This window comes from Enterobacter sp. 186315 (genome assembly GCF_053290175.1).
On the sequence record NZ_JBPTTK010000003.1, the window covers coordinates 78937 to 92057 of the forward strand.

General features: G+C 52.8%; 13 protein-coding genes. 4 read left to right on the top strand and 9 right to left on the bottom strand.

What is annotated here, in order from left to right; translation table 11 throughout:
* Nucleotides 1–239 precede the first annotated feature (239 nt).
* Nucleotides 240–1223: a zinc transporter ZntB gene (gene zntB, locus ACSVHP_RS04485; protein WP_447551118.1), complete on the bottom strand. Its 984-nt coding sequence runs from the start codon at nt 1221–1223 to the stop codon at nt 240–242.
* 197 nt (nt 1224–1420) lie between these two features.
* Here zntB and ACSVHP_RS04490 point away from each other — a divergent pair, with 197 nt between their 5' ends.
* The gene (locus tag ACSVHP_RS04490; protein ID WP_447551119.1) at nt 1421–2551 is read left to right on the top strand and encodes a GGDEF domain-containing protein; all 1131 of its coding nucleotides are present in this window, start codon (nt 1421–1423) and stop codon (nt 2549–2551) included.
* 33 nt (nt 2552–2584) lie between these two features.
* Here ACSVHP_RS04490 and ACSVHP_RS04495 read toward each other — a convergent pair whose 3' ends face one another.
* Nucleotides 2585–3739, bottom strand: coding sequence for a methyl-accepting chemotaxis protein (locus ACSVHP_RS04495; RefSeq protein ID WP_447551120.1), 1155 nt, complete (start codon nt 3737–3739; stop codon nt 2585–2587).
* 452 nt (nt 3740–4191) lie between these two features.
* Here ACSVHP_RS04495 and ACSVHP_RS04500 point away from each other — a divergent pair, with 452 nt between their 5' ends.
* From ACSVHP_RS04500 to ACSVHP_RS04510, 3 genes are all read left to right on the top strand, one after another.
* Nucleotides 4192–6321, top strand: coding sequence for a putative bifunctional diguanylate cyclase/phosphodiesterase (locus ACSVHP_RS04500; RefSeq protein WP_447551121.1), 2130 nt, complete (start codon nt 4192–4194; stop codon nt 6319–6321).
* A gap of 92 nt (nt 6322–6413) precedes the next feature.
* Nucleotides 6414–7646 (top strand): GGDEF domain-containing protein, encoded by a 1233-nt coding sequence (locus tag ACSVHP_RS04505; RefSeq protein ID WP_447551122.1) that lies wholly within the window; start codon nt 6414–6416, stop codon nt 7644–7646.
* Between the two features lie 74 nt (nt 7647–7720).
* On the top strand, nt 7721–7861 hold the full coding sequence (locus ACSVHP_RS04510; protein ID WP_234672231.1) for an Ecr family regulatory small membrane protein: 141 nt from the start codon (nt 7721–7723) through the stop codon (nt 7859–7861).
* Between the two features lie 161 nt (nt 7862–8022).
* Here the strand turns inward: ACSVHP_RS04510 and ACSVHP_RS04515 are convergent, their stop codons facing one another.
* From ACSVHP_RS04515 to ACSVHP_RS04545, 7 genes are all read right to left on the bottom strand, one after another.
* Nucleotides 8023–9084: a PTS fructose transporter subunit IIC gene (locus ACSVHP_RS04515; protein ID WP_447551254.1), complete on the bottom strand. Its 1062-nt coding sequence runs from the start codon at nt 9082–9084 to the stop codon at nt 8023–8025.
* Between the two features lie 86 nt (nt 9085–9170).
* Complete coding sequence (locus ACSVHP_RS04520; RefSeq protein ID WP_447551123.1) at nt 9171–9482, bottom strand: PTS fructose transporter subunit IIB; 312 nt, start codon at nt 9480–9482, stop codon at nt 9171–9173.
* A gap of 54 nt (nt 9483–9536) precedes the next feature.
* Nucleotides 9537–10007, bottom strand: a complete 471-nt coding sequence (locus ACSVHP_RS04525) for a PTS sugar transporter subunit IIA (protein ID WP_447551124.1) — start codon at nt 10005–10007, stop codon at nt 9537–9539.
* A 182-nt stretch (nt 10008–10189) separates the two neighbouring features.
* The gene (gene alsE / locus ACSVHP_RS04530) at nt 10190–10867 is read right to left on the bottom strand and encodes a D-allulose 6-phosphate 3-epimerase (RefSeq protein ID WP_234672215.1); all 678 of its coding nucleotides are present in this window, start codon (nt 10865–10867) and stop codon (nt 10190–10192) included.
* Nucleotides 10868–10888: 21 nt separating this feature from the next.
* Complete coding sequence (locus ACSVHP_RS04535) at nt 10889–12151, bottom strand: PTS ascorbate transporter subunit IIC (protein WP_234672212.1); 1263 nt, start codon at nt 12149–12151, stop codon at nt 10889–10891.
* Nucleotides 12152–12182: 31 nt separating this feature from the next.
* Nucleotides 12183–12449 carry a PTS sugar transporter subunit IIB gene (locus ACSVHP_RS04540; protein WP_417313278.1) on the bottom strand — a complete coding sequence of 89 codons (267 nt, stop codon included), beginning with the start codon at nt 12447–12449 and terminating at the stop codon, nt 12183–12185.
* Nucleotides 12450–12456: 7 nt separating this feature from the next.
* Nucleotides 12457–12900, bottom strand: a complete 444-nt coding sequence (locus tag ACSVHP_RS04545; protein WP_447551125.1) for a PTS sugar transporter subunit IIA — start codon at nt 12898–12900, stop codon at nt 12457–12459.
* Nucleotides 12901–13121 lie beyond the last annotated feature (221 nt).

Consider the following 13121-nt stretch of genomic DNA (forward strand, 5'->3'; position numbering starts at 1 on the left):
GTAGACGCTGGGGCCGTGCAGGCAAAAAAAAAGCCGACTAATAAGTCGGCGTCGTACGAATCAATTGTGCTATGCAGTAATTCAAAAAAGGAAGTAAGACAATATGGAGCGCAACGCCCATCGCTTGACGTTGCATTCACCTGCGGGAGTAATAGTGCACCTTACGGGGTATCTGTTTATTGACTTCGCTCAAATAAAATGGCGTTTTGAAGCACTCATTTCCGCATAAAAGTGAAAATTTACAGCCATTTACTACGATGCAACCACCATGTAACACCGCCAATCAAAGCAACTAACATGATGCAAAAGGCCGAGAAACCATACCGGTACGCCCCGCCGGGAATGCCTCCCAGGTTGACGCCAAACAGCCCGGTCAAAAAGGTGCTTGGTAAAAACACCATCGCCATCAGCGACATGGTGTAGGTTCTTCTCGCCAGCGATTCCTGCATCACCTGGGCAATTTCATCCGCCATCACCGCGGTGCGCGCGATACAGGAGTCGATCTCGTCCAGCCCGCGCCCTAATCTATCGGCGATATCCTGCATCCGGCGGCGCTGGTCGTCATTCATCCAGCTTAAACGCTCGCTGGCAAGCCGCGCGTAAACGTCGCGCTGCGGGGTCATGTAGCGGCGCATCACGATCAGCTGCTTGCGCAGCAGCGCCAGAAAGCCGCGCGGGGGGATTTGCTGATCGAGCAGGTTATCTTCGAGGTCGATTATCTTGTCGTGCAGCTCTTCGATAAACTCGCTGGCGTGATCGGTTAACGCATCGCACACGTCCACCAGCCAGCCGCCGCAGTCTACCGGCCCGGTGCCTTCCTTCAGATCGTTAACCACATCATCAAGCGCCAGCACCTTGCGCTGACGCGTAGAGACGATCAGCCTTTCATCCATATACAGGCGCATGGCGACCAGCTGATCCGGGCGTTCGTCGGTACTGCCGTTAATGCAGCGGAGCGTGATCAGCGTGCCCTCACCCAGCCTGCTGACGCGAGGGCGCAAACTTTCTCCCGCCAGCGCATCGCGTACGCTGTTCGGTAGCAGAGGCGTTGAGGCCAGCCACTGCGCGCTGTCCGGGTGCGTATAGTTCAGGTGCAGCCAGCAGGGATGCTCGTGACTAATCTCATCCGCATTTTCCAGCGGCTTCGCGCCGCCGCGACCGTCCAGCATCCACGCAAAAACCGCGTCAGGCACATTCACCTCTGACCCTTTTAAGCTCTCCACAGCACCTCCACCTGATTGACCCTTTCGATGTCAGTCTAGCTTTCGCCTGAGGTTAAGCAATAATTATGTACCCCATCGCGCTGAATTCGCTCAGGAATTGCGCAGTATTCATTAGCTTTATATAGACAGCGACAGGCAAACCGTTAGAGTTAATGAAATGCTGCTGTTTTGATCAAAACGTATTCCGGAGTGAACGGGTGATAATAAAAAAGAGCTGTGCCGCGTTCGATATGCGCCTGGCTGAAATGCGCGCGATGGCGATTAAAACCAGCATGAACTGGTTCCTGTGGGTAAACATACTGTTCTCACTGTTCATCCTCGGACGGCGCTTCTTTTCGACCTCGGTCGTCTTAACTCCGCCGCTTGAGCCGCAGGGCGTGCTGGAAGCCATGCTGGTGGTGGTGCTGACGCTTTCCGCCGGGGTGCTGTTTATCCTGCGCATGGCCCCGATGCAAAATGCGCGCTGGCTGGGGACGCTCGCGAAAAGCGTGGTCATCGGCTTGAGCCTCTGCTGGGCGGTCTGCTTTTACGTGCTGATTACCAGCGAAGACATTCGTATTATCTTCCCCTTCGCCGCCCTGCTGCTGTTCACCGCGCTGATTTCGCTCTATTTCGACCCAAAGGTGTTACTGAGCTTTATCGCCCCGGTATGGGTCACCATTCTGATCACCAGCTTCTTTCACCCGACCAACCTGACCGTGATGAACGCCCTGCTGTGGGTGTTGCTGGCCGGGCTGATTGAGTCTGGTCGCCGAATCCTTAACAGCTGGTTTATTCTTGCCCTGCGCCGCGAGCAGGAGAACGTCGACCTGATCCAGCAGCTTGCCCGGCTGGCGAGTAAAGATCCTCTCACCGGCCTCGCTAACCGGCGTACCTTCGAAGCGCGTATGGATCAGGAGATCGCCAGCCATCAGCGCGACGGCACGGCGTTTGGCCTGATCATGCTGGATGTGGACCATTTTAAGCTTTACAACGACTACTACGGCCACCAGAGCGGCGATCGGTGTCTGACGATGATTGCCCGCACCCTGGAGAGCGCCACGGAGCACAACCGGGGCGTCGTCGGGCGTTTTGGCGGCGAAGAGTTTGTGGTGCTGCTTCCGGACGCGGATATCAGCGCCGTAAAAAGCACGGCCGAGGCTATCTCACTGGGGCTGCAACACCAGGCGCTGGTCCATGCCCGCTCGCCGGTCAGTCCGTTTGTCACCGTGAGCCAGGGGCTAACCACCTGGCAGGCCGGGCAGTCGGCGCAGTCGGTCATCGCCAGTGCGGACAAGGCGCTGTATGCGGCGAAGCAGCAAGGGCGAAACCGCTGGGTGGCGGCATAAAAAAAAGCCTGGTGAGACCAGGCTTTCGGTTGCTTAAAGCGAGTGCTTCGGCTGAGGCATAAAGCCTGGACCGCGAGCCTGCTGCGGGGAGAGGCGGTTTTTCTGGGATCCGTCGTCAAGGCGGAAATTTCGGGTTCTGGCCTGTAGCTCCAGCACCTGATTTTTCAGTACGTCTGATGAACCGTTCAGCTCCTCCGCCATCGCCACGTTGCTCTGGGTGACGCGCTCCAGCTCGGAGAGCGCCAGGGTGATTTGCGATATCCCCTTCTCTTGCTCAGAGGTGGAGGTCGAAATATCGTCCATCAGTTTGCTGACCTGCCCCGAGCCGGTCACAATGTCGTGCATATTTTTTTCCGCTTCCGCCACCACGTTGACGCCCTGAGTGACGTTGCTGCTGGTCACGTCAATCAGCGACTTAATGCTTTTCGCCGCCTCGGCGCTGCGGTGCGCCAGGTTTCTCACCTCACCGGCCACCACGGAAAAGCCTTTACCGTGATCCCCCGCGCGCGCCGCTTCTACGGCCGCGTTCAGCGCCAGAATATTCGTCTGGAACGCAATGCCGTCGATAAGGGAGATAATTTCCGTCATCTGCTGGGCGCATTCGGTAATGGACTGCATGTTATTTGCCACCTGCCCCATCAGCTCGCCCCCTTTGCGGGCCTGCAAGCGGGCGACTTTCGCCTGTTCGCTGGCTAACCGGGTGTTATCCGCATTGTTGCGGGTGCTGGCGGCCATCTGTTCCATGCTGGCGGCGGTTTGCACCAGAGAGGCGGACTGTTGCTCAGTCTTCACCGAAAGCTGGGCGCTGCGTGACGAAAGCTGTTCCGACAGTGTCATCGCCGTTTCCGACGAGGCTCTGATCTCGCGTACCAGGGTGGCGATGTTTGTCGATAAGCTGTTGATGCCCGGGATCAACCGCCCGGCGCAGTTATTACCAAACTCCGGGATGGAGACCGCCAGATTGCCCGAGGTCACTTCTTCAATACTTTTTTTCACGGTATTGATCGGCGTCACAAGATATTTTGTCATATAAGCCCAGAGCAAAAATAACGCCATGAAATTAATCAGGGCGACGGCAATTATCAGCGCTGTATTTTTAGATAATACAGCGACAAGAACATCAATCAATAAAAATTCGCCTAACAAGAAATAGAGAATAAAAGTTCTGACACTAATATTTCGTAGCATGATTTTTTTCCACAAGTGGATATTTTTATCGGCATTACTGTTTATAGCACTGGCGCAGGCGTTTTTCATCACAATCCACCGTGGTTTGCGGTTTTGCATTTTGCTATTTGCGGTTTGACTTAAGTGACAATAAAAAGCTGAATAATGAAAAATGTTCTGCATTACCTGCCGCCAGACTGGTTTTCCGGGGATTTAAGCGATAGCATCCACTTATGCGAAAGACGTCCTCCTGCCCGCTTATTTAAGATTCATTGCAGTCAATAAGTGGCTTGTTTAGCAGTGCTTAAATCGTCATTGGGAGAATATATTTTGTATTCCGTTACCGGCGCAAAATAATTAATCCAGACGGGTAATATTTATGAAAAATAACGCATAGTGTTGATAGCGCGTTTTTTAATCGCTAATCAGCTGGCAGGCAAATGCTGTCATCTTCTTTGTCGCAGGATTGCATCATGCTCAATGTATCGTGGGACCCGGTATTAATTGCACTCTCTTTTCTGGTGGCCTTTATCGCCTCGTTCGTGGCGCTGGACAGCGCGGGGAAAATCCCGCTTTCCGGCCGCAAAGGGGCGATGTTCTGGCGTATGGCCGGCGGCGTGACGCTGGGCATTGGGATATGGGCCATGCACTTCATTGGCATGCTGTCGATGCAAATGCCGATGATCATGAGCTATCACCTGTGGCTGACCCTCGCCTCGCTGGGCGTTGCCGTGCTTGCCTCGACCCTCGCCATTAATATTGCCGTCCCCAAAAACACCCTCTCCCTGTTTCGCTTAGCGCTCGCGACCCTGATCCTCAGTTCTGGCGTGGTGTCAATGCATTACGTCGGCATGGCGGCGCTGATGGTTGATGGCGGGATTCGCTGGGATCGGCGTATCGTCCTGCTGTCGGTGTTCATTGCGGTCGTTGCCTCAGGCGTCGCGCTGTGGCTTGCGTTCCATCTGCGGGAGAACCGTAAAGGCATTTTTATCAACCGCATTGCGGCGGCGCTGGTGATGGGTACCGCCATTTGCGCCATGCATTACACGGGCATGAGCGCCGCCCATTTTCACGATATGGCGCACAGCCTGCACGGCGGGATTAGCGAGCTGGGGCTGTCCATTTGGGTCTCGGTGACGACCCTTTGCCTGCTGGGATTGATGCTGATGATCTCGCTGATTGACTCCCACCGGCGCACCGCCAGGCTGACGGACAATCTGCGCCAGCTAAATCGGCAGCTCGAGCTTCAGGCGCGTTTCGATACCCTTACCGGGCTGGCTAACCGCCATCAGATGGACGTTCGCCTCCAGGACTGTCTGCACAATGCCCTGCTGAATAAAAAGCAGTTTGCCCTGATCTTCCTCGACGTTGACCATTTCCGCCGGGTAAATGATACCTGGGGGCATCAGGTGGGCGATGAGCTGTTGATAAACGTCGCCCAGCGCATCACCGCCCGCTTAACCCGCGACATGACGCTGGCCCGACTCGGCGGCGACGCTTTTATTCTGCTGGCGCCGGAGTACGACGACGAGCCGCTCAGCGAGCTGATGTCAACGCTGCTGGAGGATATCCGCCGCCCGCAGTCCATTTGCGGCCACACGCTTACCGCCAGCCTCAGCGCCGGGGTGAGTCTTTATCCACAGCACGGCGAAACGCTGCACGAGCTAAAGCTGAAGGCGGATTCGGCAATGCACCACGTCAAGAAAGAGGGCCGCAACGGCTGGGCCGTCTATCGCCCGGAGATGTCCACCGCCGTACCCGCCGAACCGGGGTTCCTTCAGGAGCTCTCCCGGGCGCTGGCGCGCGGCCAGTTTGAACTGTGGTATCAGCCCACCTATTTAGCCCGAGAGAACACCATTCACGGGTTTGAAGCGCTGATCCGCTGGCGACACCCGGAACAGGGCATTTTGCTGCCCAGCCTGTTTTTACCCTCGCTGGAACAGACCGGGCTGATCGTGTCCGTCGGCAACTGGGCAATCGAAGCCGCCTGCCGCCAGCTGCATTTCTGGACGGAACAAGGCTTTAGCCAGTGGACGCTGTCATTTAATTTGTCCCCGGTTCAGTTTGAGCAGCAGGATATATTCCAGGTGGTATCCTCGGCGCTGCAAAAATATAATTTGTCGCCCTCCCGCCTGATACTGGAAGTGACCGAGAGCACGGCCCTTAAAAATCTCGATCGCAGCATTGAGTTACTGAACCTGTTCAATCAGTCCGGTATTACGGTCTCTATCGATGACTTTGGTACAGGCTATTCCAACCTGTTAATGCTCAGCGTATTGCCTGCGAAAGAACTTAAGATCGACAAAAGCTTTGTCAGTTCGATGCTGGAAAACGAGAAAAGCCGAAAGCTGGTGGAGACCATTATTAATATCGCCCGCACGATGGAGATGAATGTCGTCGCCGAAGGAATTGAAAGCGAACAACAACAAGCGGTGCTTGCTGAAATGGGCTGTGATTATCTCCAGGGCTTTTTATTTTCACGCCCGTTACCTGCCGAGCAGGTCCCCTGGCTGTTATTGCAGAAAAACTCCGACAAACAGATTATCCCCATTGGTAAAAATCATTCAGAGTCGGTATTTATTTCACAAAAAAATCATGCCTGATGTAGCGAAGTAGAGTATGTTTCAAAGGAGCCCACGCGCGTTATTTCCGTCGCGATCGTCAGGCACAGCGTGCCGATGAACAGGAATTTTCTATGTCGCAATTTTGCTTCGATGCACTGAATTTTGTTAGAACGCCGGTCTGGCTAATTTCACCTGTCTCGGAACAACTTATATTCGCGAATGCAGCCGCAACCGGCATGATGCGTGATAAAACGGTGAATGAGATGCGCAAGGGCACCTTCTCGGCAAACGCTCAGTCGGTACTGTCCATGTACGTTCCGGATTTGAAGAGCTGTCAGGAAATTATCGAAATCTGGACGGTCTGGCGCGACGGGCAGGAGGCTACCATGAGCTGCCGTTTAACCCTGACCCAGTGCGATCCGCATGGTGACCTTATTGTGTTCGAGGGGCTCGCCCATCAGACGCCCTCCGGCCTGAAGGCCAGCCGCTCTGCCACCTATCAGCGTAAAAAACAGGGGTTTTTCGCCCGCTTCTTTCTGACCAACAGCGCCCCGATGCTGCTAATCGATCCCGCCCGCGACGGGCAGATTGTTGACGCGAACAGGGCCGCGCTCAGTTTCTACGGTTATGACCACGACGGCATGTGCAGCAGGCACACCTGGGAGATCAACACCCTCGGCCGGGATATTCTGCCGGTGATGACCGAGATCGCCTCCCTGCCCGGCGGCCACAAGCCGCTCAACTTTGTCCATCGTCTGGCGGATGGTTCCACCCGCCACGTTCAGACCTACGCCGGGCCGATTGAAATTTACGGCGATAAGCTGATGCTGTGCATTATTCATGATATTACCGAACAGAAACGCCTTGAGCAGGAGCTGGAACATGCCGCCCTGCGCGATGCCATGACCGGGCTGCTCAATCGCCGTCAGTTCTATCAGATTACCGAGCAGACCGATCCTTCGCATAAGCCCGTCCAGCAGCAGTTCAGCCTGCTGCTGGTGGATACCGATCGTTTCAAAAACATTAACGACGTGTTTGGTCACCTGAAGGGCGACGAGGTGCTGATTTCCCTCTCCCGCACGCTGGAAGCCTGTAGCCGTAAAGATGATTATGTTTTTCGCTGGGGCGGCGAGGAGTTCGTGATTTTGCTGCCGCGCACGCCGCTGGACGCGGCGATGCAGATAGCAGAGAACATTCGCGCCGCCGTTGCGCGCATCACAATCCCCGGCCTGCCGCGTTTTACGGTGAGCATCGGGGTGGCGCGGCATAACCAGGATGAGACTCTCGACGAACTCTTCAAACGCGTGGACGATGCGCTCTATCGCGCCAAAAATAACGGTCGTAACCAGGTGCTGGCGGCGTGAAACTGGTTAATTGAGTAAAGCCCCGCTACAATGCCCACCTTGAATAAAAAGATTGAGGTGGGTAGTAACCAGCAATGGGAAAGACGGAATTAATACTCATCTTAATAATTATATGCCTAATTATTTTTGGCCTGTGGTTTATATTTAGCGGTGAAATCTGGTATTTCGTTGCTTATCTTGAAAACACCCTCTATCCAACCATCGAAGCACCGTGACGCACGTTTAATCCCTTGTTTCACCTACCGAATTTGTCAGGTACACCCCGGCGGCGCAGACACGTAAAATAGCCGCCGCTACCCACCGTTACGATGGGTAGCGAATCAATAAATCATTTGCTTATTTCGCCCGTTCTCTGACGGGCTTTTTTTCGTGGCGCTTAGCCAATTTTGATGTCATCTAAATTAATATCTTCCTCTTCCGGCTCGTCCTTGATAATGACGTCGCGCGGAACATCTTTTTTGATGACCGCATAGACGGTCGCGGTAACGAGGATATTCACCAACAACGCCATGATACCGGCCATCGGATGTGACATGGTTGGGATCATCAATACACCACCGAAGGGTACCGTTGCGTCCGCGCCGTACACCATGGTGATTGCCCCGCCGCAGGCTCCACCTATTGCAGCGGCGGCAATGCCGCGAACGATATCGTTCATCACGATAGGGATAGATCCCTCGACAATATTGACAACCCCCATTGGCACCGCAGATTTCAGCATTTCGATCTCTTCGTTGTTATAGATATTTTTGCGCATCAGTTTAGCAACGAAGAATGCCAGCCCGAGTCCAATAGGCGTAGCGGTGTTAACCAGCTGAAGGGCCGTAATCGGCTCATTTATCCCCTGCGCCTGAAGCGTCAACACGAACGCAAAGCAGGTTTTGTTGATCGGGCCGCCAAAATCGACGATACACAATGCGCCAATCACAGCGCCCAACACCAGGTTAGAGGAGGTCCCCATACTTCTCAGGAAAGAGGTCAGCGCATCGGTGAAAATACTGATAGGCGTACCGATGATATACACCATGATCAGCGCACTGATAATGGAGGCAAAAAAGGGAACAATTAAGGTGGGCATTAAACCGCGCGCCCAGGCGGGAACCTTCACGTTTTTAACAATGGCAAGCGCGATATACCCGGAAAGGTAGCCGCCAATCATGCCGCCGATAAATCCGGCGCTAATGGCGTTTGCCGCCAGGCCGACAACAAAACCTGGCGCAATGCCGGGTTTGCCCGCGATCGACCCGGATATCCCGATTGCTATCACGACGGGTAAAAGCCCAAGGGCCTTCGCGCCCATGGTGGCGAGGGCTTGCCACAGATCGAACTGCCCCTGCACTAACGCGTCCTGAACCGTCCCGCCCATGCCCATCCCGATGGCAATAATAAACCCGGCACCGCAGACCACAGGGATCAAGAATGAGATTGCCGTCAGCAGATGTCCTTTAGGATTCGCTGCTTTTCATATTTCTTTTATATTCATAAATACGCCCTTTATTTTAGACAGGACAATCACGTTTACTATTATGAATTGGCTAACTCAGCGAGTTTCTCAATGAGTTTATTGGGCGATTTAACCGCCATTTCCGTTGGCACCCTGACGACTTTCTTCCCGGCGAATCTTTCTTCACCCGTGACCTTTACATCAGCAGCTAATAAAACGATATCGGCCTGGGCTATTTCATCGGCGGTTAATGCGTTTTCAATACCGATGGTACCCTGCGTTTCAATTTTGACATTATGCCCCGCTTTCTTTGCAGCAGTTTCAATTTTCTTTTGCGCAATGTAGGTGTGAGCAATCCCTACCGTACAGGCGGTAATCCCGACAATATTCATATTTTTCACCTTTTTTTATATAATAGTCACGTAATTACGGAAGCGATAATGTCTTTAGACGCCAGCGCCTTCACTTTCAGCATTTAACAGGTCGATAATTCTTTGTGGATCGTTTTCTTGCAGTAATTTTTCAATAATCTCCTCGTCTGCCAGCGAGCCGGACACCTGGGCCAGCAGCCGGATATGGGTTGCATTCTGATCGACCAAGCACACCGCAAATAAAATAATACAGCGGACATCGCTGCCGTCCATCGTTTCCCACGGAATATCATGCTGAGTGCGCCCGATGGCCAGTGCCGTACGCGCCACGCCGGAGGATTTGCCGTGCGGGATGGCGATATGATTTTCAAATCCGGTTGAATCCAGCTCCTCGCGCAGCCAGACGTCTTTCAAAAAATCGGCTTTATTATTAACGGCGCCATCCTGCACCAATAAATCGGTTAATTCTTCAATGGCCTCTTCCTTTGTTTTCGCCGCCATATTTAATTTGATGTTTCTTACATTCAGTACACCCGAAATATCCATGATTCACCTGTGATAAAATAAAATCAGGGTTAATTATCAAGGCGCAAATACATATCACCCTGATAATAAAAGAGGAACAGCACCCTCAACCGTACCCGTCATGTACGAGAGCAATGAGACAGACCGGTTAAATAGACGCAGTGCCCATCGTGATGGCTTAATACGGTTGAGCGCGCTGCAATTCAGGCAGCGACTTCACGCTGGTAAATATCGACCATTTTATCCCAGGCCTCGCTGACGTTTTCCGCGAGGGAAAAAAGGCCCGACGTGCCGACAATAAAGACGTCAACGCCGGACTGCGAAATGACATTGAACGTTTTTTCATTGCAGGAGCCGTCGATCTCAGTCAGATAGTGGTAGCCATGCTCCTCGCGCATTGCAATCAGCTGTCTGATTTTGTTGAGCGATTCAGGTATAAATTTCTGCCCTGCGTAGCCGGGATCGACCGACATGACGGTCACTTTATCCAGCAGGTGCGCGTACTCTTTAATGGCCTCCGCCGGGGTAGCAGGGTTTAGCACCACGCCACAGCGACGACCCGCGTCTTTGATCTGATTCAGCAGACGGAAAATTTTGTTATTCGCGGTCTCCGGATGGAAGCTGATGATATCGGCACCGGCCTCAATGCACATCGGAATAATATCTTCCGGGTGATTGACCATCAGATGCACGTCAATCGGCACATCGGTGATTTTCTTCAGGTTCTCGATAAAGAACGGTGACAGCGTAATGTTCTTCACGTAGCTGCCGTCCATGATATCGACGTGATAAAAATCAGCCCGATCGTTCATTGCCGTAATTTGTTCTCTGAACTGCGTTAAATCCATACACATCAACGAGGGGGAAAATTTCGCCGCCATACTTAACCTCCAAAAATTCAATTAATTAAAAAGTGATACGACATGCCCAAGAATGATGCCCACCACGCCGAAGTCCGCATCGCCAAAGGTGGTGGATGCAAAGCCCAGGTCGCCCATCAGGGGCAGCAAAATGGCAGGCAGGAATGAGATCAACAGACCCTGCGCGAACGCGCCTATCACCGCACCGCGGCGTCCGCCGCAGATATTGCCGTAGACCCCTGCCGTCGCGCCGCAGAAGAAGTGCGGCACCAGACCCGGCACGATGACGCTCAGACCAAACAGCGGGCAGAGGAACATGCTCACCAGACCGGCGGCGAAGCTCGACAGGAAGCCGACAATCACCGCGTTTGGCGCGAAGGGAAAAACGGTTGGGCAGTCGAGCGCCGGTTTCGCGTCTTTCACCAGCTTGTCCGCGATGCCCTTAAAGGCCGGAACGATTTCGGCAATGATCATCCGCACGCCCGCCAGAATGATCCACACCCCTGCCGCGAAGGTCAGCGACTGAATGATGGCGAAGATAATGAAGTTCTGCCCGCCGCTGATGCTGGTCTCAACAAAGGTTTTTCCCGCTATCAAAACCAGAATCACGAACAGGATCATCATCGTCAGCGAGATGGCGACCGAAGAGTCACGCAGGAAGTTGAGGGATTTCGGTACTTTCAGCTCTTCAATCGACGGGCTGCCTTTACCGACCACTTTCCCCACCAGCGCCGACAGCAGATAGCCGGTTGAACCAAAATGGCCCAGCGCCAGGTCATCCGTGCCCGTTATCTTACGGGTGAAGGGTTGCAGAATGGCCGGAGAAACCACCATCATGATGCCCAGAATGACGGCCCCAACCAGCACCACCCAAAACGGCGACAGGCCGCCAACAGAAAGGATAACCGCCAGCATCGCCGACATATACAGCGTGTGGTGTCCCGTCAGGAAGATGTATTTCAGCGGCGTGATGCGGGCGAGAACAATGTTGAACAGCATGCCCAGCACCATGATCATCGCCGTCGCGGTACCGTAGTTTTTCTGCGCCAGCGCCGCCATGGCGTCGGTATTCGGCACGACTCCCTGAATATGGAAGGAGTGCTCAAAGAGCTGGCTGAACGTGGTTAACGTGGTCGCCACAATCGCTGCACCGGACGTCAAAATCACAAAACCCATAATCGTTTTGAGGGTTCCTGAAATAACATCGGAGAAGGCTTTTTTCTGCAATAACAGGCCAATCATAGAGAACAGACCGACCAGTATTGCGGGTGTACCTAATACATCGTGAATAATAAAGTGCAGCATAGAATGACTCCGTAAGGCCGCAAATAATTAATCAGAGATTTTCCAGGAGAATTTCTTTGATTTTATTGTTATCCAGCAAATTCGATAAACCAAATACCCTTGCTGAATGGCTGGAAAGATGTTCAGCAATATCTTTTGCGCTAAGAATAATGTCGGCAGTTTCGCTTTTTGCCGACGTTAGATCGGTATGAGATACCTCGGCCTCTATATTGAGATCGTTGAGGATTTTTTTTACGTTCATTTCAACAATAAAGCTGCTGCCTAAACCGTTACCGCATACAATCAGAACCTTTTTCATCTCTACCTCATTTCCCGTCGATAACTGCCTGAATTGATTCCAGTGATGATGCCTTTAGCAGCGCCGAGAGGCGGTCATCATCGCTAAAAATGTCTGCCAGTGCGGTGATCATAGTAATATGTTCATCCCCTGATAGCGCGCAAAGCATAATCACAACGTAAATAGGGTCATTCTCCCGCGCGTCGAAAGAGACCCCTTCTTTAATGTGTAAAAGCGAAAGTCCGTTTTTAATTGCACCCTGCTCCGGACGCGCATGCGGCATCGCCAGACCCGGCGCTAAAACATAATAAGGGCCGAGTTCAAGATGGCTGTTAAAAATGGCAGAAATATAATCTTGAGTAATTGCTTCTTTCGCCAGTAAGGGCTGTGCCGATAAGGTAATGGCCTGTTTCCAGTCGCTGACTGAATCCACAATCTGGATATTTTCCGCAGGTAACCAGGTTGTAATCATAAATACCCCGATAGCGTTGAAAGTGGGTCTACTATAGTGGAATGTTTTCGTGGCTTACCGTGATCCCCCTCTCAAAGTTAGCGCTAACATGGCTATAATGTTAAAATTCTTGTTACCGCTAACTTTATTTACCATACTGATGATTACTTTGCAGTTGGGCAATGCGCAAAATGCGAAACATCATTTACAATGGTTGCCCAGACAGGCTGAAGGAGGATATC

Bases quoted from the DNA above. Each gene is read 5' to 3' on its own strand.
- ACSVHP_RS04495 (WP_447551120.1), bottom strand. From the start codon at position 3,739: ATGCTACGAAATATTAGTGTCAGAACTTTTATTCTCTATTTCTTGTTA.
- ACSVHP_RS04500 (WP_447551121.1), top strand. From the start codon at position 4,192: ATGCTCAATGTATCGTGGGACCCGGTATTAATTGCACTCTCTTTTCTG.
- ACSVHP_RS04505 (WP_447551122.1), top strand. From the start codon at position 6,414: ATGTCGCAATTTTGCTTCGATGCACTGAATTTTGTTAGAACGCCGGTC.
- ACSVHP_RS04510 (WP_234672231.1), top strand. From the start codon at position 7,721: ATGGGAAAGACGGAATTAATACTCATCTTAATAATTATATGCCTAATT.
- ACSVHP_RS04520 (WP_447551123.1), bottom strand. From the start codon at position 9,482: ATGAATATTGTCGGGATTACCGCCTGTACGGTAGGGATTGCTCACACC.
- ACSVHP_RS04525 (WP_447551124.1), bottom strand. From the start codon at position 10,007: ATGGATATTTCGGGTGTACTGAATGTAAGAAACATCAAATTAAATATG.
- alsE (WP_234672215.1), bottom strand. From the start codon at position 10,867: ATGGCGGCGAAATTTTCCCCCTCGTTGATGTGTATGGATTTAACGCAG.
- ACSVHP_RS04535 (WP_234672212.1), bottom strand. From the start codon at position 12,151: ATGCTGCACTTTATTATTCACGATGTATTAGGTACACCCGCAATACTG.
- ACSVHP_RS04540 (WP_417313278.1), bottom strand. From the start codon at position 12,449: ATGAAAAAGGTTCTGATTGTATGCGGTAACGGTTTAGGCAGCAGCTTT.
- ACSVHP_RS04545 (WP_447551125.1), bottom strand. From the start codon at position 12,900: ATGATTACAACCTGGTTACCTGCGGAAAATATCCAGATTGTGGATTCA.